Below are 25,548 nucleotides of genomic sequence, written 5' to 3' on the forward strand. Positions count from 1 at the left end.
TACGGCCAGCGTAGATCGGCGGAGGTTGCGTACGGGGGAATGCCGTGCGTCAGCTGGTCAACCAGGAGCGCAGCCGCTCCTCGCAGTGGGTGATCCGCTCGACGGCCACGTGTTCGTCGCGCTTGTGGGCGTACATGGGGTCGCCGGGACCGTAGTTCACGGCGGGGACGCCGAGGGCGCCGAAGCGGGAGACGTCGGTCCAGCCGAACTTGGGCCGGGCGGTGCCGCCGACCGCGGTCATGAACGCCTGGGCGGCGGGGTGGGAGAGGCCGGGCATGGCGGCTCCGGAGTGGTCGTCGACGACCATCTCGTCGACCCCGCAGTCCGCGAAGACCTCGCGGACGTGGGCGATCGCCTCCTCCTCGGTGCGGTCGGGGGCGTAGCGGTAGTTGACGACGACGGTGCAGGCGTCCGGGATGACGTTGGTGGCGACGCCGCCCTCGATGCCCACCGCGTTGAGGCCCTCGTGGTATTCGAGGCCGTCGATGACCGGGCGGCGGGGCTCGTACGCGGCGAGCTTCGCCAGGATCGGGGCGGCGGCGTGGACGGCGTTGGACCCCATCCAGCCGCGCGCGGAGTGGGCCCGCTCGCCCGTGGTGCGCAGGTGGACCCGGAGCGTGCCCTGGCAGCCGCCCTCGACCTCGCCGTCGGAGGGCTCCAGCAGGACGGCGAAGTCCCCGGCGAGCCAGTCGGGGCGGGCGTCGGCGATGTGGCCGAGGCCGTTGAGGTGGGCGGCGACCTCTTCGTTGTCGTAGAAGACGAAGGTCAGGTCGCGGTTGGGGGCGGGGACCGTGGCGGCGATCCGCAGCTGGACGGCGACGCCGGACTTCATGTCGGAGGTGCCGCAGCCCCAGAGGATCCCGTCGCCGTCGAGACGGGAGGGGACGTTGTCGGCGATCGGCACGGTGTCGATGTGCCCGGCGAGGACGACGCGCTCGGCGCGGCCCAGGTCCGTGCGGGCGACGACGTTGTCGCCGTGGCGGTCGACGGTGAGGTGGGGCAGGGTGCGCAGGGCCGATTCGATCGCGTCGGCGAGTACCTTCTCCTCCCCGCTGACCGAGGGGATGTCGACGAGCCGGGCGGTGAGCGCCGGCCCGTCCAGGGTGAGGTCAAGGGTGCTGTCGGCCATGGCCACGACCCTAAGGGACCGAGATCTCGGCTCCGGCCGTACCCTCCAGTACGGTGGGCGCGTGCCCAGGACAGCCAGCCCTCGACGACGACGCCTCCTCCGCTGCGGGGTCGCCTTCGCCGTGCTCGCGGCGCTCGGCGGCTATCTGGCCGTGCAGTACGACTCCTCCGGTTCGAGGAATCCGCCCCGCTGTGTGGTGGAGGCGGGGGACGGCGGCGGGGGCGGGAAGCAGCGGTACGAGATGAGCCTCGCGCAGGCCGTGAACGCCGCGACGATCTCCGCGGTGGGCACCACCCGGGGCATGCCGGAGCGGGCGGTGACGATCGCGCTGGCCACCGCGTTGCAGGAGTCCGCGCTCCGCAACATCGACTACGGCGACCGGGACTCGGTGGGCTTGTTCCAGCAGCGGCCCTCGCAGGGCTGGGGCAGCGCGGAGCAGATCATGGACCCGGTCTACTCGTCCGAGAAGTTCTACGAGGGCCTGGCCGAGATCCCCGGCTATTCGCGGCTCCCGCTGACCGTGGCCGCGCAGCGCGTGCAGCGCAGCGGGTTCCCGCAGGCGTACGCGAAGCACGAGCCGGACGCCGCACTGCTGGCCGCCGCCCTGACCGGCCGCAGGCCCACCGCACTGGACTGCACCCCCTCCACCGCCACGGCGGACGGCCCCGGGGACGCGGGGCGGGTGCGGGCCGAACTGGTGCGCGTCTTCGGCAAGGGCGTGCTGCCCACCGCGAAGGCCGCGGGGCCCGCCGCCGCCTCGACCGTCTCCGTACCCGTACCGGCGGCCTCGGCGAAGGCCGGCGACGAGGGCGTGCCGCGGCGCGGCTGGGAGCTGGCGCACTGGGCGGTGGCGCAGTCCGAGGCGCTGCGGATCGATCGCGTGAGCTACGCGGACCGGGTCTGGGAGGCCGGCCGGGGTTGGCGGACAGAAAGCGCGAAGGGTTCGGAAACGGGCACGGCGACGGTCGGCATCCGGGTCGCTCAGTAGTACGTCCCGTCCCTCGTACGGGCCCCGGAGGCCCTGGTCCCGGACGTCTTCCGCGCCCCCTGCCCCGGACGTGCGGGCTCGTCCCGATTCTCTTGCGGCACAAGAGGAGTGACGGTTCATCGGGGCGCGGCGGTATGGATTGTTTGCCCGGGTTCCAGCGCTGCGGATAATCGGACGCATTACCCAGTCTTTACCTTTGCGTACCGCAACCTCCCCCGCCCCCGCGGCGGTTGTCAGGGCGTCCGCTCACCGGACGGACGCATTCCTGCACAACCCGCTGAAGGAGCATCATGTCCCTCCCCCTGACCCGTCGGATCGCCCGTGCCGCGCTGCTGATCGCCGCAGGCGCGGCCCCCGCGGTCGGTGCGGCCGGCGCCGCGAGCGCCGCAGAGCTCCCGCAGACCACGGACCTGGGCGGTCTGACCTCGCTGGACGGCGCGAGCGTCGGCGACACCCTCGACAGCACCGCCCGCCAGGGCACCGAGGCGGCCGGCCAGACCGGCGGCCGGCTCGTGGGCACCGCGCTCCCCGCCGCGGGCAAGGCCGTCGGCGGCTCCGCCAAGGTGGCCGTCCCCGCCGCCCAGGAGACCGCCGGCCGGACCGCGGGCAGCGCGGGCGAGGCCGTGGGCGGGCTGGCCGAGGCCGCCGGGGGCGGTCTCCCCACCGACTCCCTCACCCAGGGCGGTCTGCCCACCGACGCCCTGCCGCTGAACGGCCTGCCGATCGGCTGATCCGCCGCCGCACGCGTGGGAGGGCCCGGGGAGTGCGCACTCCCCGGGCCCTCCCACGCGTGCGGGTCAGGACAGGCGCTTGACCGCCGCAGCCACCCGTTCGTCGGTCGCGGTGAACGCCACCCGGACGAAGCGCGCGCCCGCCGGGCCGTAGAAGTCGCCGGGCGCGACCAGGATGCCCCGCTCCGCGAGGTACGCCACGGTGTCCCAGCACGGCTCGTCGCGGGTCGCCCACAGGTAGAGGCTGGCCTCGCTGTGCTCGATCCGGAAGCCGTGCGCCTCCAGGGCCGCGCGCAGGGCGAGGCGCCGGTCGGCGTACCGGGCGCGCTGCTCGGAGACGTGCGCGTCGTCGCCGAGGGCGGCGACGGTGGCCGCCTGGACGGGGGCGGCCGTCATCATCCCGCCGTGCTTGCGGATCAGCAGCAGCTCACCGAGGACGGCGGCGTCGCCCGCGATGAACGCGGCCCGGTATCCGGCCAGGTTGGAGCGCTTGGAGAGCGAGTGGACCGCGACGACGCCGTCGTAGTGGCCGCCGCAGACGTCGGGGTGGAGCACCGAGACCGGGTCGGCGTCCCAGCCCAGCTCCAGGTAGCACTCGTCGCTGAAGACCAGGACGCCGTGCTCGCGCGCCCAGGCCACGATCCGGGTCAGCTCCTCCTTGGACAGCACCTTGCCGGTCGGGTTGGAGGGCGAGTTGAGCCAGAGCAGCTTCAGCCCGGCCGGGTCCAGCTCGGTCGGGTCGTCGTAGACCACGGGCTCCGCGCCGCAGAGCCGCGCGCCGACCTCGTACGTCGGGTAGGCGAGCCGGGGGTGGGCCACCTTGTCGCCCGCGCCGAGCCCGAGCTGGGTCGGGAGCCAGGCCACCAGTTCCTTGGAGCCGACGACCGGCAGCACGTTGGCGTGCGTGACGCCGACCGCGCCGAGGCGGCGCCCGACCCACCCGGTGAGCGCGTCCCGGAGCTCCTCGGTGCCCCACACCGTCGGATAGCCGGGGCTGTCCGACGCGGCCTCCAGCGCCCGCCGGATCAGATCGGGGACCGGGTCGACCGGGGTGCCGACCGACAGGTCCACGATGCCGTCCGGGTGGGCCCCGGCCGTCGACTTGTAGGGCGCGAGCCTGTCCCAGGGGAAGACCGGGAGGCGGGAGGAGACTGCGGACACGGGGCTCTGCTTTCTCGTGCTGATCTCGTACGGTGCGTTCTCGTACGGCCTGGGCCGTACGAGGTGTTCCGACGCGGGAAACACCTCGGTCCCGTACGGGGACGAGCCGTACGGGACCGGGCCGCGCGTGTGGTGCCGCCGCTTACTGGTTCTGCGGGGGCAGTGCGGCGATGAACGCGTGGTCGCGCTCGATGAGACCGAGCTTGGAAGCACCGCCCGGCGAGCCGAGGTCGTCGAAGAACTCGACGTTCGCCTTGTAGTAGTCCTTCCACTCCTCCGGAGTGTCGTCCTCGTAGAAGATGGCCTCGACCGGGCAGACCGGCTCACACGCTCCACAGTCGACGCACTCGTCCGGGTGGATGTACAAGGACCGCTGGCCCTCGTAGATGCAGTCGACGGGGCACTCTTCGATGCAGGCCTTGTCCTTCACGTCGACACAAGGCTGCGCGATGACGTAGGTCACGCTGTCGTTCCTCCTCGGTAGGGCGTTGGCTCTCGCGCGGGAGCGCGGCGTCGTCGATGCCCACCCCTAGTATCTCCGTTCTCGGGCACGATCCGAACAGGAGGGGCGGACAGACCTGTGGAATTCACGATCGGCGGACGGCTGGACGTTCGCATCACCCGCGCTGACGTGGGCAAACGCGTGTCCGTGCGACGCCGGAGGGATATCGGCGGCACGGGCGCGGAGTTCACCGACACGGTCGGGGTGCTCACATCATGGACCGACGGTGTGCTCTCGATCACACGAAAGAGCGGGGAGTCCGTCCGGATCGTGGAATCCTCCCTCGTCGCGGGGAAGGTCGTGCCCGCCGCGCCGGCCCGCCGACGCGGTCCCGCCGCCTCCTTCGGGGAACTGGCCGCCGTCACGGCGCGCGCCTGGCAGCCCGTGGAGAGCGAGGCGCTGGGCGAGTGGCGGCTGCGCGCCGCCGCCGGTTTCACCCGGCGCGCCAACTCCGTGCTGCCGCTCGGCGATCCGGGGCTCCCGGTCGGTGAGGCGCTCGGGCGGGTGCGCGCCTGGTACGCGGAGCGGGGGCTGCCCCCGTACGTCCAGACGGCGACCGGGGCCGCGGGCACGCAGGAGGTCCTGTGCGCGGAGCTGGAGCGGCACGGCTGGCGGCGCGAGGTCTCGGCCCAGGTGCGAATCGCCGCGCTGGCCCCGGTCGGTGACGGGGAGCCGGACGGTACGGCGGTCCGGCTGACCCGAGAGCCGGACGCGGCATGGCTCTCCCGCTATCAGCGGTTCTCCGTCCCCGGGCCGCAGGTGCTGCCCGTGCTGAGGAGCGGCCCTTCGGTCTGGTTCGCCGCGGTCGCGGGGGACGGCGACGCGCCGGACGCGATCGGACGGTGCGTGGTGGACGGCCGGTGGGCGGGGTTCATGGCCGTCGAGGTGGCCCCGGAGCGGCGGCGGCGCGGACTCGCGACCGCCGTGATGACCGCGCTGGCCCGCCGCGCCCTGGACGAGGGCGCTTCGGCGGCGTGGCTCCAGGTCGAGGAGGACAACGACGGGGCGCGGGCGCTGTACGACGGCATGGGCTTCGCGCTCCACCACCGCTACCACCACTACCGCCCGGCGTGACGGAACGCGCGGGGCTCCCGGAACCGGCTGCGGGGCGGGCCCTCGGGCAGACCGGCGGACGGCTGCTGGGGCAGGCGCCGGTGGCGGCCCCTCGGCGTACCCGCGGAGCGACGCACATGAGCGGAGTCGGAGACGGGCACACGGGCGGTCGGCGCCCGTGAGCGGGGCCGGAGGCGGGGCCCGGGACGGAGACGGGGACGAGGACGAGGGCAGGGGTCGGACATGAACGCGCTGGATTCCGGGGCGGCCGAGCGACGGCGGCGGTTCGCCGAGGAGGCCCGGTCGCAGCGGCCGGACCTCGCCCTGCTGTGCCTGCTGCTGGGGGCGGAGGCCGGGCCGGTCGGCCCGGCCGAGGTCCGCCCGGTGGTCCCCGGGGAGGCCGATCCCGACCCGTACGGCATCGACGCCGCGCAGATCGAACTGGACCGGCTGGCGGGCCTGCTGCCGTACGGCTCCCGCTCCCCCGCCGACTGGGCCTCGGCGCTGGCCGGACTGCTGGGCGAGCGCTGCGGTTTCGGCGGCTCGTCGGCCGACTACCAGCGGCTGGACTCCTCGTTGCTCCAGCAGGTACTGCGCCGCCGCCGGGGCTTGCCGATCCTGCTGTCCGTGGTCTGGATCGAGGTCGCCAGGAGGGCGGGCGCGCCGGTGTACGGGGTGGCGCTGCCCGGCCACTTCGTGGTCGGTTTCGGCGACCCGGAGCATCCGGTGCTGGCCGACCCGTTCGCCGGGGGCGCGCCGCTGACCGGCCAGGACGCGGAGCTGCTGGTCACGAGCGCGACCGGGGCGGCGCTCGACCTGGCGGCGATGACGCCCGCGCGCCCGCTGGAGATCGTGCTGCGCATCCTGAACAACGTCCGGGCGTGGGCGGCGGCCCGGCCGGAGCGCACCGACGTGGCGCTGTGGGCGGTGGAGTTGTCCCTGCTGCTGCCCTCGCGTCCGGCGCGGCTGCGCTACGAGCACGCCCAGCTCCTGGTCCAGCGCGGCGAGTTCCTGCGCGGGGCGGCGGAGATGGAGGAGTACGCGGAACTCCTCGACGGCATCGAGCCGACGACGGCCGAGAACATCCGGCGCAAAGCCCACGCAGCGCGCGCCCTCCTCAACTGATTCCCCGCCGAACCGGCCGTCCGGCGGGGAATCACCCGGCGCCCGGCCCGTCGGCGGACGGCCACGGGTGCCCGAATACCCAGGAAACAGCGGGACAGACGGGTCGGTGAGGGCTGTGCGCTCCCGATTTGCATCCGAACGCCCCCTTCCGCGCCCAACGGGGACACTATTCGGCCCGTTTGTCGGCGTACGTGAAGGCTCATGCGCTCAACTGGAACCGTCACCGGACGCACACGACCCGTCGCGTTCCGCGTCGGACGGGCCGCAAGAGGAAGACTGAGGGCAGATTCCATGACAACCGTGCTGCTGGTCCACACCGTGCCGTTGTGGCGCGCTTCGCTGGCCTCGCTGCTCTGCGCGGGACCGGGCATAGAGGTCCGGACCGCCGAACGCGACGCGATACGCGACGCCTTGGGCCGTTCCGGTCCGGACGTGCTCCTCACCGACCTCGACTGTCCGGGCGCACTGGACGTCCTCGACGAGGTGAAGACGGTGACGGCCCCGCACGGCGGCCCGTACCCGCTCGCCGTGCTCACCCGCAGCGACCGGCCGCGCGGCCTGCGGCGGGCGTACGAGGCGGGGGCGCTCGGCTACATCGACAAGTACCGGCCGGTGGACGACCTGTCGGAGGTGATGCACAAGCTGGCGGACGGCGGACGGCACATCGACGAGTCGTTGGCGTTCAGCCTGTTGCAGGTGGCCGACATGCCGTTATCCCCCCGCGAGTTGAGCGTGCTCTCGATGGCCGAGGGGGGTGACACCGTGGCCGGGATCGCCGCTCGGCTCCACCTGACGCCGGGAACGGTGCGCAACTATCTGGCCGCCGCCATCCGCAAGTCCGGGGCGCGCAACCGGCTCGACGCGATCAGACGGGCGAAGGAGGCGGGCTGGATCTGACGCCGGGCTCCTCGTCCGGTGCGACGGCCTCGCCCGGCCCCCCCCGACCGGTGGCGGCCGTGGTCTCCCGGCCGGAGCCGATCGACGCGCCCTGCCCCGTACCGACCGTCCCGTGCCGACCGGCGACGGCCACCGCGTCCCTCACCTCCTCCGGCCCCTGTGCTCCCCTCGCCCCCTCCGTCTCCGGCAGGGGGGCTCCGTCCGGCGCGTCCGCCTCCTCCGGCTCCCAGAGGCCGGCCAGGTCGCGGTAGAGGGCGCTGGAGAGCAGGAGTTCGCCGGGGGTGCCGCACCGGGTGCGCGGGCCGTCCATCACCAGGGTCCGCCCGGCGCGGCGGGCCGAGCTGAGCCGGTGGGCGACGACGACCAGGGCGCCCGGCAGGGCGGCGCACGCCAGCTCGGCCCGCGTCTCGGCGGCCGGGTCGAGCCGGCTGGTGGCCTCGTCCAGGATCAGCAGGGGCGGCGCGGCGAGGTAGGCCCGGCCCAGGGCGACGAGTTGCCGTTCGCCCTGGGAGAGCCGGCCCGGTTCGACCTCCGCGTCGAGGGAGCCGAGCCGGGAGAGCAGCGCCTCCAGGCCGATCGCGTCCGCCATGGCCGCGATCTCCCGGTCGCGGGCGTCGGGGCGGAGGTAGCGGAGGTTGTCCCGCAGGGTGCCGCTGAACACATAGGCGTGCTGGGGCAGCAGCACCCGTACGGAGGTGGCGTCGGCCTGCCGCACCGGCCGCCCCCGCCAGCGCACCGCTCCCCCGGTGGGCCGTTCGACCCCGGCGAGGACGGCGGCCAGGGTGGACTTGCCGCTGCCGCTCGGTCCGACGACCGCCAGGTGCTCCCCCTCCCCGATCGTCAGGGAGAGCCGGTCCAGGACCGGGTGGGCGCGGGGGCCGTACGCGAAGGTGACCTCGTGGAGTTCGGCGACCGGGGCCCCGCGGGACGGCGGGGGGACGGCGGCGGGTGCGGACGGCGGGTCGTCGGCGGGCGGGGGCGGCGCGTCCGTGAAGCGGTCCAGGACGACGACGAGGCGGCCCCCGGCCGTGCCCAGCATCGTCATGAGCGCCTGGACGGCGGGGGCGAGCGCCTGGGTGAGGTAGGTCAGCGCGCCGACGAGCGCGCCCGGGGTCAGCCCGTTCCGCAGCAGCCAGGGCGCCGCCAGGAGCAGCAGGAGCGGGGGGAACCGGCCGCAGACGGCGAGCGCCAGCACCCGTACGGCCGACCAGCGGGCCAGCGACCGGGAGGCGGCGAGCTGCGCGGCGGCGAGGCCCCGGGACTCCTCCACGGTCCGCTCGGCGGCCCCGGCGGCGGCGATGTCGCGCACGGAGGCGGCCAGCTCGCCCGCGTGCGCCGCGTACGCCTCGTCGGCCGCGAGGTAGGCGCGCTGGCGGGCGGCCATGGGCGGCAGGGTGCCGAGGAACAGCGCGGTCCCCAGCACCAGCGGCGGCGCGACGACCAGGAGGAGGGCGGGCGAGAGCGCGAGCAGGCCGGTGACGGCCCCGGCGGCGGTGAACGCGAACGAGCGCAGCGTCAGGACGAGTCCGGCCCAGCCGTCCCGGGCGATCTCACTCTGATGAGTGACCTGGGAGAGGGACCGGGTGCTGACGTCGCCGGAGCGGCCGAGTGCGCCGGACAGCGCCCGGGACACGGCGCGCCGGACCAGTCCGTCGCGCAGCGGCTCCACCAGGTCCGCGAGCCGGCCGAACACCCCGCGGGCGGCGAGCACGGAGGGCAGGACGGCGACCGCGGCGAGGGCCAGCCAGAGGAGGCCGGCCGCCGGGCGGCCGGCCAGGAAGCCGTCGTCGAGCGCCCGGGCGACCCCGTACCCGCTGAGGAAGGTCTGCGCGAACTCCAGCAGGGACCAGCCGGCCAGCCGCAGGACCGCCCCGGCGCGCGCCCGCAGGAAGGGCCGGGCCTCACGGCTGACGCGGCGCAGGGCGGTGTCGCGCCGGGGCGGCGTCACCCCGGCGTGCACGCCCTCGCCCCGCACGGTGTCGGCCCGCCCGGGGCGGCGCCGCACGCCCCGGCGCCCGGGGTGCGCCGTGGGGTCGGGCACGCGCTCCCCCGGGGGGCGCGGTGCGTCGTCCCGCGCGCCCCTGCCCGGCGCGGTGTCGCGCCCGGCGCGCGGTGCCGCGTCCTTCCCGGCGCCGTCCCCGCCGCCGTGCTCCCCCGTCGGGTTCATCGGGCCGCCTCCGCTCCGGTCTGCTCCGGGTGTGCGTCCGGGGGGTCGCCGCGGAAGACCGCCCGGTAGTCCGGGTCCGCCCACAGCTCGTCGTGGCGGCCGGTCGCGCGGAGCCGTCCGTCCTCCAGCCAGGCGACCCGGTCCGCCCGCGCGGCCGAGGACAGCCGGTGGGCGACGATGATCCGGGTGCAGCTCCCGGCCCGTGCGTCGAGGGCGCGGCGGACGTGGTGCTCGGTCACGGTGTCGAGGCTCGACAGCGCGTCGTCGAGGATCAGCAGTCGGCCCGGGTGGGCGAACGCGCGTGCCAGGCCAAGCCGTTGGCGTTCGCCGCCGGAGAGCGGGGCGTCGGCGGCCGGGGTGGCGTAGCCGTCCGGGAGCAGGGCCACGAACCCGTCGGCGCGGGCCGCGCGGGCCGCTTCGCGCACCGCGTCGGGCGGGGCGGTCCAGGGTCCGTAGGCGATCGTGTCCTCGACGGTGGTCCCGGGGAGGGCGGGCCGGGCGAAGGCGTACGCCACCTCACGGCGCAGGCGGGCCGGTTCCATGCCGTCCATCGGGACGCCGTCCAGCAGCACGGCGCCGGTGTCCGGGTCCAGCAGCCGCCCGGCGACCGCGGCCAGCTGCGACTTGCCGGAACCGGAGCGTCCGACGACGGCCAGGGACGTGCCGCCGGGCACGGTCAGGTGGACGCCGCTCAGCAGTGGTTCGCCGTCCTGTTCCACGCCGACGTCCCGGAGTTCGAGGTGGCCGGGGGCGTGGGGGACCGGTCCGAGGCCCCGGTGCGGGAGCGGGGCGAGGGCGAGGAGGGGTTCGAGGGCGTCGGCGGCGGCGCGGCTGCGGGCCAGGGCGCCGAGCGCGCCGGTCAGGGAGCCGATACCGACCGCGAGGCTCGCGTAGCGGGAGGCGGCGACCAGGTCCCCGACGCCGATCGCGCCCGCCCCGAGGCGGAGTCCGGCGGCCGCCAGGACCAGCAGCATGAGCAGGGGCAGCAGGAGTCCGCTGCGGCCGACCGCCCGCCCGTACACCTCCCAGGTGCGTCTGCCGTGTTGGGCGAGGGTGGTCAGGGGTTCCAGGACGCGGCGGTGTTCGCGGGCGGCGGTGCGGGCGGCACGGATGGTGTCGGCGCCTTCCAGCGCCTCGGTGAGCCGGTGGGCGATGAGCGACTGGGCGCGCTGGTAGTCGGCTCCGGCGTCGGCGGTGCCCCGGGTGAAGGCGCGCAGGAGGAGGACGAGGAGGGGCGCGCCCACCAGGAGGGCGGCGGCCGTCCACACGTCGATGAGGAGGAGGCCGACGAGCGCGCCGAGGGGGAGCAGGACGCCCGCGACGGCTCCGGCGGCGGTGGCGGGCGCGGAGGCGGCGTCGGCGGTGCGCGCGGTGAGCCGGGCGGTGAGGTCGCCGGTGGGCAGGGCGAGGGCGCGGCGTGGCTCGGCGGCCAGGAGGCGGGCGGCGGTATGGGTGCGCAGGGACGCGGTGAGCTTGGCGGTGGTGGTCGTGCCGGTCACGGCGGCCGCCGCGTCGAAGCCGGTCTCGGCGAGGGTCAGCGCGGCGCAGAGCAGCAGCCAGGACCAGGGCGCGGGCCCGCCCGAGACGAGCCGGTCGACGGTGTGGCCGAGGGCGGCGGGCAGGGCGAGGGCGGCGAGCGCGCCGCCGGTGGAGCAGAGGAACAGCCAGGTGAGGGCGGCCGGATGCCGCCGGGCGAGCCGCCGGACGCCGGATGCCCGGCCCGGACGGGGACGCAGCGGCACGGGGTCGCCTTTCCGGTCGGCGGGACGGCTTGGGGGCTTCCCCGTCGCCTTCGGGCCGTCGGGAGGCCCTGGCGGGGGCCCGGCGCCGCCGTACCGGGCGGCGGGACGGCCCCTGGGGGCACGTGGCCGGCCGGCCCATCGGCGGACATCGCCGATGGGCCGGCCGGGATGGGTCACGGGGTGCAGAGGACCACGCTGAGGGAGCTGTACTCACAGACCAGCAGCGAGACCTGGCTGCCCGTGGCGAGCTCGCCGAACGAGTCCTCGGCCGGGGTGTCCATCGCCTGAAGGTCGAGAAGCGCCATGATGATGTCCTTTCGGGGACGGTTGTCGTACAGAACGGTGTTGCTACGACCCCTGGAGGGGCCGGTCCGTGGGGCCGCTGACGCGGCCGGGGTGCGCCGCCGGGGCGGCGGGCAGGAAGGGAAGTCCGACGGGGACGCCGTGCGCGGCGGCCAGGGCGAGGAGCACGCCGGCGGTCCCGGTGGCCAGGTCCATCGACAGGCGCATCAACTGCTCGCCGGGGAAGGCGGTTCCGCCGCCGTACGCCAGCGCGTGGCTGTCCAGCAGGTCGAGGTGGCGGTCGATCGCCCGCCGCCGGTCGGCCGCCTCGCAGAGCGGGGTGGTCGCGATGTGGGCGAGGAGCCCGGCGGAGCCCCGGAACAGTCCCGGCTGCACGTAGAAAGCGGAGCGGGCGGCCGGCAGGAGGGCGCGGCCCGCCTCTTCGAGCGCGGGGTCCGGGCGCTGGGCCAGGTAGGCGTCGATGACGGCCGCGATGCCGGCGCTGCCCGAACCGAGGTACGGCATCAGCCGCTTGCCCTCGACGACCAGGAGGGCGCCGTCGTCCCCGGCCCGGCACCGCTCCAGGTCGCGGTGGAGCGCGGCGGCGGCCAGGTCGAGGAGGGCGCCGTCGCCGGTGGTCGCGTACCGGCGCACCAGCAGCAGGGCGACGCCGCTCGCGCCGTGCAGCAGCCCGGTGCGGGGCGAGGGCGGTCCCTCGGTGAGCGCGCGGGCGGCGAGGGCGGTGCAGCGGTCCGCCGCGGCCGAGAGCGCCGGGGCGTCGGCGGCGGGGGCGGTGCGGGCCAGGTCGTCGAGGGCGAGGCCGATGCCCGCGTACCCGTTGTGCAGACCGGGCGCCAGGCCCTCCAGCGGCTGGTCGAGGATGATCCGGAGGAGGTCGGCGGCCTCGGCGGTGCGGCCGATGCGGTGCAGGGTCCAGGCGATGCCGGTGAGCCCGTCGTAGAAGCCGAGGGGGCTGCCGGACGCCGGGGCCTTGGCGTGCCGCAGGAGCCAGTCCTCGGCCTCCGTACACGGCGGGGCGCCGGTCTCGTGGAGGGCGTAGAGCACCCCGGCCGCCCCGTAGGCGAAGGACTGGCCGCCGGTGGCCGTGGCGAACTGGGCGATGTCGCCGGGGAAGCAGCGGTCCTCGCGCTCCGGCGTGCTGGAGGCGGTGATGGCCCGTACCAGGGCGTCCCGGCCGCGCGGCCAGTCCCGGAGGCCGGAGGCGGGGAGGCCGGAGGCGGGGAGGCCGGAGGCTGAAGGGCCGGGAACGGGAGCAGGAGCAGGAGCGGGGTGGCCGGGGGCGGGACCGGACGCGGCGGTCGGGTCCGGGGCCGAAGCGTCCCGGCCGTCCGTCTCCCGCGTCCCGCGCAGGATCTCCTCGACCGCGGGCCTCAGCGCTTCCCCGCTGACCGGGAAGACGCGGGCGATGTCCTGGGCGAGCCCGGCCGCCTTGGTGCGGTCGATGCCGAACAGGGTGGTGAGCGGCAGGTACAGCGCCAGCCGCAGACAGGCCAGCGCGTACCGGTCGATGTCGGCGCCCCGCCGGTCGGCCGGGGCGACGAAGGCCGGGTTGGCGACGATCTGGCGGCGGCGGTCGGCCGCCGGGAAGGCCGCCTCGAAGTCGAGCAGGGCGATCCGGGAGTTCTCCTCGTCCACCATGACGTTGCTCATGTGCAGGTCGCTGATGACGATGCCCCGGGCGTGCACCGCCTCGACGGCGCGCTCGACCTGCCCGTAGACCTCCTCGGCCCACGCCGCGTGTTCGGCGAGCAGCTCGGGCGACGGGTGCTGCCGGGCGAGCGGGAAGCGGCGGGCGAAGACGGTGTTGAGGGTGGCCCCGGGCATGTACTGCAAGACCAGGAAGTGGTGGTCGCCGACCTCGAACACGTCCCGGACCGCCGGTACGCACTCCAGCCCCGCCAGCTGCTCCAGGGCGGTCCGCTCACGGTCCAGCCGGGCGACGGCGTCCGCCCCGTCGGCGGCCAGGCCGGCGTACGGACGGGCCTCCTTGAGGACGACCTGCTCGTCGGTGCGGGTGTCGCGTCCGAGGTAGACCCCGCCGCCGTTGGAGAAGTGCAGCGCCTTCTCCACGGTGTACGGGAGGCCGGCGAGGCCCACGGCGGCACGGGCTTCGAGGTGCGGGGCCAGGAACCCGGGCGGGGTCACCCAGGACGGGATGCGGAAGGCGGGCCCCCGGTCGTCCGGGACGAGCCGGCCCCGGGGGTCGGCGACGGCGGGCACGGGACGGCCGTCCGGGCCGGAGCAGAAGCGGGCGGCGAACGCCCCGTACCGGGTGTGCACGGGGCCGTTCCCGCACCGCAGGTCGCTCAGGATGTACGGGCCGTGCTCGCCCTCCAGCAGCTGCATCAGGGCGGTGCACACCTCGGGGAACGCCTCGTCGGACGGCGGGTACACGGTGATGAACTTCCCGCTCCCCGCCCGGTCCGCGTACTTGGCGTTCCGCAGCGCCAACAGGCCGGGGCCGGGCACGCACTTGAAGGCCAGCCGGTGCGCCAGGCAGTGGGCGACGACTCGTTCCAGCACGGATTCCGCGTTGTCGAGGGCGGCGGACACGTGGAGCTTCCAGCCCTGCGGCGGCAGCCGCAGCCCGTCGGGGCTGTAGGAGAGCCAGTCACCGCGCCGGGAGCGGGTCCACCCCCGGGGGGCGGAGCCGCGGACGGCGGCGTAGAACGTGTGGTCCTCGTCGGCGCCGGCCGGCTGAAGGGCGCGGTGGGGTGCGTCGTAGAAGCGGCGGTCCGCCTGGCAGTACGCGGCGTACTCCGGATTCACGCACGTTCCCCTCGCTCGGTTCGGTCGCGGCGAGAGAGAAATTGTCACAACGATGAGTGCTGCCCATAGTCACGGTTGTCACGAGTCGCACATGCACGCCAACCGTCACCGCCCATGCGAAGTGCACTGTGGGCCGGTGCGTTTTCCTTCCCGCCCAGGTACGGGCCGGTGCGGACCGGGGGCGCGCGGGGGCGCGCATCAGGCGCTTTCGGCTCCGTTCAGTCTGCGCCGCGCACCAGGACGTCGCCCGTCTCGGTACGGAAATAGAGCACGGAGCGCCCCGCGCGGCGCCGGCGGACCAGTCCGGCGTCCCGCAGGATCCGCAGATGGCGGCCGACCGACCCCAGCCCCTGGCCGGTCAGCGCGACGAGTTGCGTCGTACTGAGCGGAGAGGCGAGCAGCACCAGGACGGCCGCCCGCGCCGGGCCGAGCAGCGCGCCCAGCGCTGTCGGCACGGGGCCGCGCCCGGCCTCGGCGAGCGCACCGGAGCACGGGTACACCAGCGCGTACCGGCGCGGAACGTCCCATCCGACCCAGCACCGGTGCGGGGTGACGGGGACGAACAGCAGCTGGGCGCTGCCCAGTTCGCGGGGCGGGTTGTCGTAGGCGTTGATCTGGAGGCGGCTCCCGCCGAGCCAGCGGATACCGGGGCGCATGCCGTTCAGCGCCTCGGCCCAGCCGCCCCGCCCCAGTTGGGCCGTACGCGCGAGCACGTCGGCCTCCAGCACCCGCCGCCGCCTCGGCCAGTCGGGGAGCACGGTGCGCGTCCAGACCCACTCCACGGCGTCGGCGGCGCGTTCGGCCAGGTCGTCCCGGTCGAGAGCGGCGGGCAGCGGTCCGCCCAGCGTCACCGCCAGGTCGGCGCGGGCCTGTTCGGGCGGGGTGGCCCGCATCCGCGCCAGCTCCTCGGCGAAGGGGGGCGGAGCCTGGCCGGGCGGGGCGGGGACCGGTGCGAAAGCGAGGAAGTCGGCGGTCCAGCGGGGCGCGAGGGCGGAGCGGATGACCAGCGCGGAGACCGGATCCTCGGCCGCCCGCCGCCGGTAGGCGGGCAGATGGGCCTCCAGCCAGGCGCGCTCCCCCGGATGCGCGGCGGCGGCCCGCTCCAGGAGCATCAGGCTCGCGACGGCCTCCGCGAGCGGCGAGATGACGAAGCGGCTGCCCGCGAGCGTGTCGGCGCCGACCTGCCACCAGCCCATCCCCGCCCACCGCCCCGTTCCCGCTCTGCCGGCCGGGTCCGCCCGGCCGCCCCGCTCTCGACGGCCCGGCGAGAACCCCGGCCCGGGTTCCACGGGACCTCCGCCCCCGGCCGCCCCCGGACTTTCGCGTCCGCGCGAAACTGTAACGGCTCCGGCGGCGGCGTCCGGAGACTCCGCCCATGCGCACCTACCGCGAACTGTTCCGGACCCCGGAGTTCACCCCCTTCTTCGCGGCCGTCTCGGTCCAGACGGCCGCCCAGACCGCGACCGGCCTGGCGCTGGCCACCCTCGTGTACACGCGTACGGGCTCGCCCCTGCTGTCGGCGCTGGCGATGTTCGGCCCGTCGCTGGCCCAGGTGGCCGGGGCGCTCACGCTGCTCTCGGCGGCGGACCGGCTGCCGCCGAGAGCCACGCTGACCGCGCTCGCCCTGCTGTCGGCGGCGGCCGCCTGCGTGCAGGCCGTGCCGGGGCTGCCGCTGTGGGGGGCGTTCGCCGTGCTGCTGGTGGTCGGGGCGGCCGGGTCGCCGGGCGGAGGGGTGCGGTACGGGCTGCTCAACGAGATCGTGCCGCGCGAGGGGTTCCTGATCGGCCGGTCGGTGCTCAACATGACGGGCGGCGCGATGCAGATCTGCGGGTTCGCGGTGGGCGGGGCGCTGGTGGCGGTGTTCTCGCCGCGCGGCACGCTGCTGGTGGGGGCGGCCCTGTACGTCGTCGCGGCGGCCGTGACCCGGTTCGGCCTGTCGGCCCGGGCGCCCCGGGCCGCCGGCCGGCCCTCCGTCCGCGAGACCCGGCGGACGAACGCGCTGCTCTGGTCGTCCGTACCGCGCCGGTACGTGTTCCTGGCGCTGTGGGTGCCCAACGGGCTCGTCGTCGGCTGCGAGTCCCTGTACGTGGCGTACGCGCCCGCGCACGCCGGGCTCCTCTTCGCCGGCGGGGCCCTGGGGATGCTGGCCGGGGACACGCTGGTCGGGCGGTTCGTCACGGCCCGGTGGCGCGCCCGGCTCGGCGCCCCGCTGCGGCTGCTGCTGGCCGCCCCGTACCTGCTCTTCGCGCTGCGGCCGGGGCTGCCGCTCGCCCTGGCGGCGGTGGTCCTGGCCAGTGTGGGCTTCGCCGCGAGCCTGCTGCTCCAGGAACGGCTGCTGGCGCTCACCCCGCCCGAGCTGAGCGGCCAGGCGCTCGGGCTCGGCTCCTCGGGCACGTTGGCGATGCAGGGGGCGGGGGCGGCCGTGGCGGGCGGCATCGCCCAGCTGACCTCGCCCGCGACGGGCATGGCGGTGGTCGCGGGGCTCTCGGCGGCGGTGACACTGGCGCTGGCCCCGGGGCTGGGCGATCGTTACCGGGACGGAAGGGGCGGGCCGCCCGGAGCGGGCGGCACGCCTCCGGGCCGCGGGGCCCCCGGCGCCCGCGCGCCCGAAGCACCCCGCACGCCCCCCGCCACCCCTACGCCCCCGACACAGGAGACGAGTTGAGCGACGAGACCGGGCCCGGCCAGGACGGAAGCGGACCCAGCCAGAAGGAGGCCATGCTCTCCGGCGAGCTGTACCTCGCGGACGATCCCGAGCTGGCGGCGGAGGCCCTGCACGCGGCCGTGCTGAGCGAGCGCTACAACGCCACGTCCGCCACCGACCCCGAGGCCCGGCGCGCGGTCCTGGCCGAACTCCTCGGCGCCGTGGGCGAGGGCGTGGAGGTACGGCCTCCCCTGCGGGTCGACTACGGCTACCGGACCACCATCGGCCCCCGGACGTTCGTCAACTTCGGCGCGGTCTTCCTGGACGTCGCCCGCATCACCGTCGGCGCGGACGTCCAGATGGGCCCGAACGTGCAGCTGCTCACCCCGACCCACCCGATCGACCCCGGGCCGCGCCGCGCCAAGTGGGAGGCCGCGCGGCCGATCACCATCGGGGACAACGTGTGGCTGGGCGGCGGGGTGATCGTCTGCCCCGGAGTGACCATCGGCGAGAACACGGTGGTCGGGGCGGGCTCGGTGGTCACGAGGGACCTGCCGGCCGACGTGGTGGCGGTCGGCAACCCGGCCCGGGTGGTCCGCACGATCGGCGGGGAGGGGGCCGGGGCGTGACGCCCCGGCCCCCGCGCCGCCGCCCCCGGCCGGGGGCTTCCCGGGCGGGGGCGGAGGCGTGGGGCGGCGGCGGGTGCGCGTGCCGGGGTCAGCCCTCGCCGGTCAGGTCGATGGTGACGGTGCGCTCGGCTTCCGTCCTGCCGGTCAGGGCCGTCTTCATCGCCTGCGCCACGTCGTCCGGGCCGACCTGGTGCTTCTTGCCGTCGGCCTTGACCGCCATGATGCCGTCGAAGACGCCGTCCAGAAGCTCGTCGATCGCCTTCTTGTCGTAGACGTCGACCAGTCGGCCGTCGACGGGCTTCATGGAGAGGATCTGCGGCAGCGACCGGGCCGGGCCGAACTGGATCTGCTTGGGACCGGCCTTGATGGTGATCAGGCCGGACATCGCGGGCTCGGCGAACTCCTTCATCGCCCGGTCCAGTTCGGCCTTGGTGATGGTGGGTTCGCTGGTGGTGACGGGGAGTTCGACCAGTCGGGCCTTCCCCGTCTGCACCTGGGCGCGGTAGGCGTCCCGTACGGAGACGAGGGACTGCGCGGCGTCCAGCCGCTTGCCCGGCTTGCCCGGCACCGCCACGGCCTTGTTCGGCTCGAAGCGGATGGTGCCGTCGTCGGCCGAACCGGACGTGCCCGCGAGGTCGTTCAGGGCCACGCCGAGCTTCTCCTCGTCGACCGGGATCACCGGGTCGGCGGGGCGCTCCCCGCCGAACAGCGAACCGATCACCGAGACGGGGTTGTAGTCGCTGCCCGCCGCGCCGCGCACGGTCTCCTGGCTGTCCAGGGTGAGGCCGGCCTTCTCCGGGTCGAGCTTCTCCTCCTTGCCGTCCACCGACAGCCGCAGGGGCGTCTTGGCCCGCTCGCCGAGGGCGGCGTCGAGCTTGGCGACCGCCTCCTCCTTCGTGGAGCCGCCGATGTCGACGCCGAGCACCGTGGTGCCCTTGGGGACGTCGGCGTGGTTCAGCAGGAGGCCCGCCCCGTACGCGATGCCGAGCAGCACGACCGCGACCACGCCGAGGAGGACCAGCTTGGAGCGGCCCTTCTTGGCGGGGGCGGACGCCGGTGCGGGCTCGGGGGCCTGCGGGGCCCGGCGCGGGGCGACCGGTCCGGGAGCGGGCACGCCGGGGCCGCCCGCCCGCGGGCCGCCGGGGCTTCGCGGGGCGTCCGGGAACGGGGAGCGGGGTTCGCCCGACACCACCGGGATGCCGCTCGTCAGCGTGTCGCCCGAGACGTGGCCGCCGGGGCCGGGCTCGGGGGCCGGGGCCTGCGGCGTGAGGATGGCGGTGTCGTCGGACATCCGGGGCGGGGTCGCGCCGGGGCCGCCCGGCACGACCGGGCCGGGACCGGGGCCGGCGAGGCCCGGGACGTCGTCGAGGTTCGGGGTCAGCGAGGACGTGCCGGTGACCGGCCCGGTGGTGGGGCCGGACGGTCCGGGCCTGCGCGCCCCGGGCCCGGGGGCGGAACCCGGGCCGCCGGGGTGGCCGGCGCCGTAGCCGTCGAGCGCGCTGCGGCCGGAGCCGGGCGCGCCCGGGCCGCCGCCGGGCTGCGGGGCGTCCGAGAAGTACGGCAGATCGGGGCGCGCCCGGCCGGGGCCGTCGTCGGACGGGCCGCCGGGGCCCCCCGTACCTCCGGAGCCGGCAGGGCCGCCCGGGACGCCTGGGCCGTTCGGGGCGCCGGAAGGCGCGCCCGGGCCGACGGACGCCTGGGCCGCCGCTCCGGGCGCCGGGGCCTTGCGCGGGGCGAACCAGTCGCTGCCGCCCTTGTCGCGGGCCTGCTTCTCCGCGGGCGCCGGCTCGGCGGCGGCCGGGCCGCCGTCCCGGGACCGGTCCGCGGGCGCGCCGCCGTCCGGACCCGCCGAACGGTCGGCGATCCCCGGCGGCGGCGCGGCCGGCGGGGTGCCGGGCCGCGGCGTCGCCGCGGTGCGCTCCGGGTCGGGGCGGCCCGAGACGTCGCTCTCCGCCATCGGCGTACGCATCACGACGGGCGGGATGGGACGCGACCCGGGGATGTTGATCCGGATGCGGGTCGTCAGCGTCGTCTCGGTCTTCGGCTCCTCGGGCCGGGGCGGATCCACGGATTCCGGGTTCATGTCAGAGCCGTCCTGCGACGGGTGCGGCGACGGATACTGGCCGGATCCGTACGGCGGCGTACCCGAGGGGTACGCGGCTCCGCCGCGGCCCTGGGGCCCGGAGGACGAACTGTCAGTTTCACGACTCAAAGCAGGTTCTCCCGATTGGCTCCGCCGCCCGTACTTCCCCCATGCCGCAGGCCAGGGGACGGCTCGGCGCGCGCACCACCATACTGGCCGCCGCCGTCGGACACTCCGCGAGCGGGGGAAACCTCCACCCGCGCATCACACCTGTGGGGGCCTCGCCCGGCCCGGACGTGGCACCTCACGTGCCGGACCGGACGTCGCGCATGGCTGATTGCGGCACTTTGGAGGTGGTGGCGCAGATCACAGCGACGACCGTCCCGCCGAGCATGAAGAGCACCAGGCCGAGTTCCTCGCCGAAGACGTAGTCGCCTTCCGGCCGGCCGCTCAGCAGCAGGAAGACCGTGATGAACCAGCCGGCCGCCGGAGCCAGCGCGCCGACCTGGGTGCGGGTCAGGACACGGCCGCCCCAGAAGAGGCCCGCCGCGCCCGCCAGGGCGACGATCAACCCGCCGGGGAACCAGGCCGCTTGGACGAGGGCGCCGGCGAGCCCGACGAGCGCGCCGAGTACGGCGAGACCCGCGTAGGCCGCGATCCGGGCCGGGTTCGGGCGGGCGGCGAAGCCGACGGGCTCGGGCTCCCTGGGCGGGGCGTTCCGTCGCGGCGCGTGCGAGGCCGGGGACGATCCCGCGCGGACGCGGCCCTTTCCGGGGCCCGTCCCGCCCTTGCCCGCCCCGCCCTTGCCCGACACGCGGCCCTTCCCGCCGCCCGTCCCGGTCCCGTCGCCCTCTCCCGCCTTCCCGCTCATGCCGCGCCCCCTTCGACGCCCGGGACGCCCGCGAACAGGTCGCTCTCGCGCTCCGGCGCGGCCACCCCGCGTTCGCCGCGCACCAGTTGGTAGCACTCGGTGGTCAGCAGCGGCTGGCCGAGATCGTTGGAGAGGGCGAAGAAGGGCCCGTCGACCACGATCTGGGTGGCGTGGGCGCGCATCGCCGCCGCCTTCGCCCCGGCGTACGCCGATCCGTCGATCTCCGCGGTGATGTGCTCCCCGTCCGTCACGCCCGGCACGTCGTCCACGGCGGCGATGCCCGGGAAGGCGCCCGGCGCGGTCGTGCGCAGCCGGTCGAAGGCGGCCTCCACCACCTCGCGCTCCACCCGGTTCCAGTAGATCTTCGCGACGGTGTGCGGTGCGCCGGCGCCGTGCGCCGGGTCGGCGGCCAGGTCGGCGGCGCGCATCGCGACCCGGTGGGCCTGGATGTGGTCGGGGTGGCCGTAGCCGCCGTCCGGGTCGTAGGCGACCAGGACCTGGGGGCGGACCTCGCGGATCACCTCGACGAGGTGGGCCGCCGCCTCGTCCACCGGGGCGGACCAGAAGGAGCCGGGGCGGTCGTTCTGTTCGGCGCCCATCATGCCGGAGTCCCGGTAGCGGCCCGCGCCGCCGAGGAACCGGTGGTCGGCGACGCCGAGCTCCCGCATCGCCGCGGCCAGTTCGCCGACGCGGTGCGGGCCGAGGGCGTCGTCCCGGTCGGCGGCGAGGTGGGCGAGCGCGGGCGGGATGACCTCGCCCTCCTCGCCGAGCGTGCACGTCACCAGGGTGACGTGGACGCCCTCGGCCGCGTACCTGGCCATCGTGGCGCCGTTGTTGATCGACTCGTCGTCGGGGTGCGCGTGCACCAGCAGCAGACGGCGGGCGGGGAGGTCCTTCATGGGGACCACCCTACGAGCCCCGGAGGGCCGCCGGTGACCTCCGCCCCCGGCCGGCGCCCCGCCCCCGCGACCGCCGGTCAGAACTTGATGCTGCTGATCATCCCCGCCACGTTGCTCGTCAGATCGGAGATGGTGGGCGCGACGGACGAGCTCGCGATGTAGAACCCGAGCAGCATGCAGACCACCGCGTGACCTCCCTTCAGTCCGGATTTCCGGATCAGCAGGAAGACGATGATCGCCAGCAGCACTACCGCCGAAATCGAGAGCGCCACGGCGGTTCACCTCCATCGGTACGTTCGGACGGTCGGAACGGGGGTACACGCTCGGCTGGTACCTACCCACCGAGCGCTACGGATCATAACTATCCGTGCCAACGCATTGGTCGGGGCACAGCAGCACGAGGGGCGCACGAGCCGGTCCGCGCGGCTAGGTTCGGTGCCATGACCTCGCAGAAGCTGTCCTTTCCCCGCCAACAGGCACGCACCCAGCGCTTCACTCTCGGCGCACCCCGCGCCTTCACCGTCTCACCGGATGAGACGCGGGTGATCTTCCTGCGGTCCGCCTCCGGGACGGACCGGACCAACCGGCTCTGGGTGCTCGACCCGGAGACCGGCGAGGAGCGGATCGCCGCCGATCCCGAAGCCCTGCTGGGCGGTTCGGCCGAGAGGCTGTCGGCGCAGGAGCGGGCCCGGCGGGAGCGGACCCGCGAGGGTTCGTCGGGCATCGTCTCCTACGCGGTGGACGCGGCGGCGGAGTTGGCCGCCTTCGCCCTGTCCGGAAAGGTGTACGTGGCCGAGCTGCGGGCCGGGACCGCGCGGGCGCTGCCGGTGCCGGGCCCGGCGATCGACCCCCGCCCGTCCCCCGACGGGCGGCACGTCGCGTACGCGGCCAAGGGCGCGTTGCGGGTCGTCGGCGCGGACGGCGGGGGCGACCGGGCGCTGGCCGAACCGGAGGGCCCCGGGGTCGCCTACGGCCTGGCCGAGTTCATCGCGGCCGAGGAGATGCACCGGTACCGGGGGTTCTGGTGGTCGCCGGAGTCGGACCGGCTGCTGGTGGCGCGGGCCGACGACAGCCCCGTACAGCGCTGGTACATCGCCGATCCGGCCCACCCCGAGCGCAAGCCTGCCGAGGTCGCCTACCCGGCGGCGGGAACGCCCAACGCCGAGGTGCGGCTCTTCGTCGTGGACCTGGAGGGTTCCCGTACCGAAGTGGACTGGGACCGGGCGGCGTTCCCGTACCTGGCGCAGGTCCACTGGTCGGCCGCGGGCGCTCCGCTGCTGCTGGTGCAGGCCCGGGACCAGCGCAGCCAGCGGTACCTGGCGGTGGATCCGGAGACCGGTGCGACCCGGACCGTCCATGTCGACGAGGACCCGGTGTGGCTGGATCTTTTCCCCGGAGTGCCCGCGTGGGCGCCGGACGGGCGGCTCGTGCGGATCGTCGACGAGGGCGGCGCGCGGGCGCTGGCGGTCGGGGACCGGCTGCTCACCGGCTCGCAGCTGCACGTCCAGTCGGTGCTGGACATCGGGGAGTCGGACATCCTCGTCTCGGCGGTGGCCGGTGAGGACGCGGTCGAACCGGAGATCGGGCAGATCCATGTGTACCGGGTGAACGAGCTGGGAATCGAGCGGATTTCCGAAGGGGTGGGTGTGCACTCCGCGGTCCGCTCGGGCGCTCTGTCGGTCGTGGTCTCGGCCGTCCCAGAGGAGCCCGCGGCCGCCGCGTGGGTGGTGCGCGACGGCAGGCGGCTGACGCGGATCGCGAGCCACGCGCAGGAGCCGGTGGTCTCGGCCCGGGTGACCCTCACCGAGGGGGGCGCACGGCGAATTCCGTGCGCCGTGCTGCTTCCGTCGGACTACCGGGAGGAGGACGGTCCCCTTCCGGTCCTGATGGACCCGTACGGCGGTCCGCACGGCCGCCGGGTGGTCGCCGCCCACAACGCGCACCTGACGTCGCAGTGGTTCGCGGACCAGGGCTTCGCGGTGGTCGTGGCGGACGGGCGGGGGGCGCCGGGCCGTTCGCCCGCCTGGGAGAAGGCCGTACGGGACAACCTCGTGCTCACCATGGAGGACCAGGTCGAGGCGTTGCACGGGCTGGCGGACCGCTTCCCGCTCGACCTGTCCCGGGTGGCGATCCGGGGCTGGTCCTTCGGCGGATACCTGGCCGGGCTCGCGGTGCTGCGGCGGCCCGACGTCTTCCACGCGGCGGTCGTGGGCGCTCCGGTGACGGACCAGCGGCTGTACGACACCCACTACACCGAGCGCTATCTCGGGGATCCGGCGGAGCAGCCGGAGGTGTACGCGTACAACTCGCTGCTCACCGACGACGGGCTCTCCGAACCGGCCGCCGAGGTCCGGCCGATGATGATCGTGCACGGCCTGGCCGACGACAACGTGGTGGTCGCCCACGCCCTGCGGCTCTCCTCGGCGCTGCTGGCGGCCGGGCGTCCGCACGAGGTGCTGCCGCTGAGCGGGGTGACGCACATGACGCCGCAGGAGCAGGTCGCGGAGAACCTGCTCCTGCTCCAGGTGGACTTCCTCAAGCGGTCGCTGGGGATGACGGGGGCCTGAGCGGCGCCCTCCCCGTCACCGGCTCACCAGCGGGGCGGCGGGGAGGAGGGCGGCGGCGGCCCGAAGCCGCCGCCCTGCGCGGGGCCGAAGCCGGGCGCCGGGGCGGGCGGCTGCCAGGGGGCCTGCTGTCCCGGCACGCCCGGGGGCTGGGCGCCCCAGGGACCTGGCCCGCCCCACGGGCCCGGGAGGCCGCCGGAGGACCGGTCGGCGCCCGCGCGGGCGAGCAGGGCGATCACGACGGGCCCGACCAGGAGCGAGCTGACGAAGCTCAGGAGGTTCAGCTGGTGCTCGACGGCGAGGTCGAAGAACCGCTCGTGCATATCGAAGTGGATCATGCGCGTCACGCCCAGCACGCCGGAGCAGAACACGAACCCGCCCGCGAACAGGCCGAGCGGACGCGCGTGGACCGCCCCGGCGACCGCGCTCACGGCCGCCGCCAGGAAGACCAGGACGGTGGCGGCGGTGACCCAGCCGGGCGGCCCCTCGGTCAGGGGGAGGGCCAGGGACTTGCCGCCGATGAACCAGGCGGGGTACAGCCCGGACGGGAAGACGAACGGCTGCCGGATCTCCCAGGCCGTGAACAGCGCCGCCTGGAAGCCGAGCAGCAGGAAGACGGCGACCCCGGCGCCGCGCCCCGGTCCTGTGGGCCGGGGCACGCCCTCGGGCACCGGGCGGCGGCCCACCGTTCCCACGACGACCAGGGCGAGCCCGGCCGCCAGGACGGCGTACGTGCTCATCAGCGCCCGGTCGCGCAGCTCCTCGGGGGCCGGGGCGTCGGCGATGAGCCAGACGCCGGGCAGCCGCAGGACGAAGGTGAGGACGCCCGTGACGACCAGGACCGACGCGGCGGCGGAACGCAGGACCGCCACCCCGGCCACCGCGTAGGCGACCAGCAGGACGAAGCTGGTCGCCGAGGTCGTGGGCCGCATCGCGTCCCGGAGGTTTCCGGTGCCCGTCCAGTACTCCCAGACCGGCTCCGGGCTCCCGGCCGCCCGGAGGTCCCGGACGATCCAGGCGATGATGACGAGTGCCGGCAGCGCGCACAGGACGGCGCCGGTGATTCTTGCTCCCCGTGTAAGTGTCACCCGGCGATACTCCACGGTGCCGGCCCAGTGGACAAGGGCGTTCGGGGAGCGGGGCGGGGAGCGTGCGGCCGGGGCGGTGCGCGTCGGTCCGGCCGAGGGCGGCGCGGCGGGAGCGGGCGACCGGCCGGAGCGACAGGACGGCGCTCCGGCCGGACCACGGCACCCGCACGGCCGCACGCCGTCCAGCATGGGGCATTGGTATG

Annotated in this window: 21 protein-coding genes; 8 read left to right on the forward strand and 13 right to left on the reverse strand. The window is 75.5% G+C overall.

All coding sequences use genetic code 11. The annotated features are described in order from the left end of the window. Positions 1 to 49: 49 nt before the first annotated feature. The gene (gene dapE / locus AMK24_RS01650; RefSeq protein WP_073764190.1) at positions 50 to 1,129 is read right to left on the reverse strand and encodes a succinyl-diaminopimelate desuccinylase; all 1,080 of its coding nucleotides are present in this window, start codon (positions 1,127 to 1,129) and stop codon (positions 50 to 52) included. A gap of 61 nt (positions 1,130 to 1,190) precedes the next feature. Between dapE and AMK24_RS01655 the strand changes: the two genes are divergently transcribed. After that, positions 1,191 to 2,117 carry a hypothetical protein gene (locus tag AMK24_RS01655; RefSeq protein WP_199876346.1) on the forward strand — a complete coding sequence of 309 codons (927 nt, stop codon included), beginning with the start codon at positions 1,191 to 1,193 and terminating at the stop codon, positions 2,115 to 2,117. A gap of 290 nt (positions 2,118 to 2,407) precedes the next feature. Continuing rightward, positions 2,408 to 2,848, forward strand: coding sequence for an ATP-binding protein (locus tag AMK24_RS01660; protein ID WP_073764194.1), 441 nt, complete (start codon positions 2,408 to 2,410; stop codon positions 2,846 to 2,848). 66 nt (positions 2,849 to 2,914) lie between these two features. Here the strand turns inward: AMK24_RS01660 and dapC are convergent, their stop codons facing one another. After that, the gene (gene dapC, locus AMK24_RS01665) at positions 2,915 to 4,009 is read right to left on the reverse strand and encodes a succinyldiaminopimelate transaminase (RefSeq protein ID WP_073764196.1); all 1,095 of its coding nucleotides are present in this window, start codon (positions 4,007 to 4,009) and stop codon (positions 2,915 to 2,917) included. Between the two features lie 142 nt (positions 4,010 to 4,151). Beyond that, on the reverse strand, positions 4,152 to 4,472 hold the full coding sequence (gene fdxA / locus AMK24_RS01670; protein ID WP_018956287.1) for a ferredoxin: 321 nt from the start codon (positions 4,470 to 4,472) through the stop codon (positions 4,152 to 4,154). 117 nt (positions 4,473 to 4,589) lie between these two features. Between fdxA and AMK24_RS01675 the strand changes: the two genes are divergently transcribed. The 3 genes from AMK24_RS01675 to AMK24_RS01685 all read left to right on the forward strand — a co-directional run bounded on the left by AMK24_RS01675 (position 4,590) and on the right by AMK24_RS01685 (position 7,586). Further along, a complete protein-coding gene (locus AMK24_RS01675) occupies positions 4,590 to 5,585 on the forward strand; it encodes a GNAT family N-acetyltransferase (protein WP_073764198.1) in 996 nt (331 codons plus the stop codon). A gap of 222 nt (positions 5,586 to 5,807) precedes the next feature. Beyond that, the gene (locus AMK24_RS01680; RefSeq protein ID WP_073764200.1) at positions 5,808 to 6,689 is read left to right on the forward strand and encodes a transglutaminase-like domain-containing protein; all 882 of its coding nucleotides are present in this window, start codon (positions 5,808 to 5,810) and stop codon (positions 6,687 to 6,689) included. 291 nt (positions 6,690 to 6,980) lie between these two features. Next, entirely contained in the window at positions 6,981 to 7,586 is a 606-nt protein-coding gene (locus AMK24_RS01685) for a response regulator transcription factor (protein ID WP_073764202.1), read from the forward strand. Here the strand turns inward: AMK24_RS01685 and AMK24_RS01690 are convergent. From AMK24_RS01690 to AMK24_RS01710, 5 genes are all read right to left on the reverse strand, one after another. Then, entirely contained in the window at positions 7,555 to 9,753 is a 2,199-nt protein-coding gene (locus AMK24_RS01690; RefSeq protein ID WP_242434883.1) for an ATP-binding cassette domain-containing protein, read from the reverse strand. The genes AMK24_RS01685 and AMK24_RS01690 overlap by 32 nt on opposite strands. Beyond that, positions 9,750 to 11,495, reverse strand: coding sequence for an ATP-binding cassette domain-containing protein (locus AMK24_RS01695; RefSeq protein ID WP_073764204.1), 1,746 nt, complete (start codon positions 11,493 to 11,495; stop codon positions 9,750 to 9,752). The genes AMK24_RS01690 and AMK24_RS01695 overlap by 4 nt, the downstream gene beginning before the upstream one ends. Positions 11,496 to 11,668: 173 nt before the next feature. Beyond that, positions 11,669 to 11,800, reverse strand: a complete 132-nt coding sequence (locus AMK24_RS01700) for a SapB/AmfS family lanthipeptide (protein WP_003966507.1) — start codon at positions 11,798 to 11,800, stop codon at positions 11,669 to 11,671. A 43-nt stretch (positions 11,801 to 11,843) separates the two neighbouring features. Then, positions 11,844 to 14,567: a class III lanthionine synthetase LanKC gene (gene lanKC / locus AMK24_RS01705; protein WP_073764206.1), complete on the reverse strand. Its 2,724-nt coding sequence runs from the start codon at positions 14,565 to 14,567 to the stop codon at positions 11,844 to 11,846. Between the two features lie 218 nt (positions 14,568 to 14,785). Next, positions 14,786 to 15,763, reverse strand: a complete 978-nt coding sequence (locus AMK24_RS01710; protein WP_073764208.1) for an ArsR/SmtB family transcription factor — start codon at positions 15,761 to 15,763, stop codon at positions 14,786 to 14,788. Between the two features lie 179 nt (positions 15,764 to 15,942). On the opposite strand from AMK24_RS01710, the gene AMK24_RS01715 reads away from it, so the two are divergent. Together AMK24_RS01715 and AMK24_RS01720 are read left to right on the forward strand one after the other, a co-directional pair. Further along, a complete protein-coding gene (locus tag AMK24_RS01715; protein ID WP_073764210.1) occupies positions 15,943 to 17,232 on the forward strand; it encodes an MFS transporter in 1,290 nt (429 codons plus the stop codon). A gap of 53 nt (positions 17,233 to 17,285) precedes the next feature. Then, on the forward strand, positions 17,286 to 17,840 hold the full coding sequence (locus AMK24_RS01720; RefSeq protein WP_073765593.1) for a sugar O-acetyltransferase: 555 nt from the start codon (positions 17,286 to 17,288) through the stop codon (positions 17,838 to 17,840). Between the two features lie 88 nt (positions 17,841 to 17,928). On the opposite strand, the gene AMK24_RS01725 is transcribed toward AMK24_RS01720, so the two are convergent. The 4 genes from AMK24_RS01725 to AMK24_RS01745 all read right to left on the reverse strand — a co-directional run bounded on the left by AMK24_RS01725 (position 17,929) and on the right by AMK24_RS01745 (position 21,965). Then, positions 17,929 to 20,052 (reverse strand): hypothetical protein, encoded by a 2,124-nt coding sequence (locus tag AMK24_RS01725; RefSeq protein WP_199876347.1) that lies wholly within the window; start codon positions 20,050 to 20,052, stop codon positions 17,929 to 17,931. A gap of 175 nt (positions 20,053 to 20,227) precedes the next feature. Beyond that, positions 20,228 to 20,794, reverse strand: a complete 567-nt coding sequence (locus tag AMK24_RS01735) for a DUF6113 family protein (protein WP_242434884.1) — start codon at positions 20,792 to 20,794, stop codon at positions 20,228 to 20,230. Then, positions 20,791 to 21,693 carry an N-acetyl-1-D-myo-inositol-2-amino-2-deoxy-alpha-D-glucopyranoside deacetylase gene (gene mshB, locus AMK24_RS01740; RefSeq protein ID WP_073765595.1) on the reverse strand — a complete coding sequence of 301 codons (903 nt, stop codon included), beginning with the start codon at positions 21,691 to 21,693 and terminating at the stop codon, positions 20,791 to 20,793. The genes AMK24_RS01735 and mshB overlap by 4 nt, the downstream gene beginning before the upstream one ends. 77 nt (positions 21,694 to 21,770) lie before the next feature. Continuing rightward, positions 21,771 to 21,965: a hypothetical protein gene (locus AMK24_RS01745; protein ID WP_026290246.1), complete on the reverse strand. Its 195-nt coding sequence runs from the start codon at positions 21,963 to 21,965 to the stop codon at positions 21,771 to 21,773. Positions 21,966 to 22,133: 168 nt separating this feature from the next. Here AMK24_RS01745 and AMK24_RS01750 point away from each other — a divergent pair, with 168 nt between their 5' ends. Continuing rightward, positions 22,134 to 24,260 carry a S9 family peptidase gene (locus AMK24_RS01750; protein ID WP_073764214.1) on the forward strand — a complete coding sequence of 709 codons (2,127 nt, stop codon included), beginning with the start codon at positions 22,134 to 22,136 and terminating at the stop codon, positions 24,258 to 24,260. Between the two features lie 23 nt (positions 24,261 to 24,283). Here AMK24_RS01750 and AMK24_RS01755 read toward each other — a convergent pair whose 3' ends face one another. Continuing rightward, complete coding sequence (locus AMK24_RS01755; protein WP_079190393.1) at positions 24,284 to 25,345, reverse strand: hypothetical protein; 1,062 nt, start codon at positions 25,343 to 25,345, stop codon at positions 24,284 to 24,286. Positions 25,346 to 25,548: the final 203 nt, after the last annotated feature.

This window comes from Streptomyces sp. CB02366, from assembly GCF_001905905.1.
Lineage (GTDB): Bacteria > Actinomycetota > Actinomycetes > Streptomycetales > Streptomycetaceae > Streptomyces.

Coding starts and splice junctions, on each gene's coding strand:
- dapE (WP_073764190.1), bottom strand. CDS start 1,129: ATGGCCGACAGCACCCTTGACCTCACCCTGGACGGGCCGGCGCTCACC.
- AMK24_RS01660 (WP_073764194.1), top strand. CDS start 2,408: ATGTCCCTCCCCCTGACCCGTCGGATCGCCCGTGCCGCGCTGCTGATC.
- AMK24_RS01680 (WP_073764200.1), top strand. CDS start 5,808: ATGAACGCGCTGGATTCCGGGGCGGCCGAGCGACGGCGGCGGTTCGCC.
- AMK24_RS01685 (WP_073764202.1), top strand. CDS start 6,981: ATGACAACCGTGCTGCTGGTCCACACCGTGCCGTTGTGGCGCGCTTCG.
- AMK24_RS01690 (WP_242434883.1), bottom strand. CDS start 9,753: ATGAACCCGACGGGGGAGCACGGCGGCGGGGACGGCGCCGGGAAGGAC.
- AMK24_RS01700 (WP_003966507.1), bottom strand. CDS start 11,800: ATGGCGCTTCTCGACCTTCAGGCGATGGACACCCCGGCCGAGGACTCG.
- AMK24_RS01710 (WP_073764208.1), bottom strand. CDS start 15,763: ATGGGCTGGTGGCAGGTCGGCGCCGACACGCTCGCGGGCAGCCGCTTC.
- AMK24_RS01715 (WP_073764210.1), top strand. CDS start 15,943: ATGCGCACCTACCGCGAACTGTTCCGGACCCCGGAGTTCACCCCCTTC.
- AMK24_RS01720 (WP_073765593.1), top strand. CDS start 17,286: ATGCTCTCCGGCGAGCTGTACCTCGCGGACGATCCCGAGCTGGCGGCG.
- AMK24_RS01735 (WP_242434884.1), bottom strand. CDS start 20,794: ATGAGCGGGAAGGCGGGAGAGGGCGACGGGACCGGGACGGGCGGCGGG.
- mshB (WP_073765595.1), bottom strand. CDS start 21,693: ATGAAGGACCTCCCCGCCCGCCGTCTGCTGCTGGTGCACGCGCACCCC.
- AMK24_RS01750 (WP_073764214.1), top strand. CDS start 22,134: ATGACCTCGCAGAAGCTGTCCTTTCCCCGCCAACAGGCACGCACCCAG.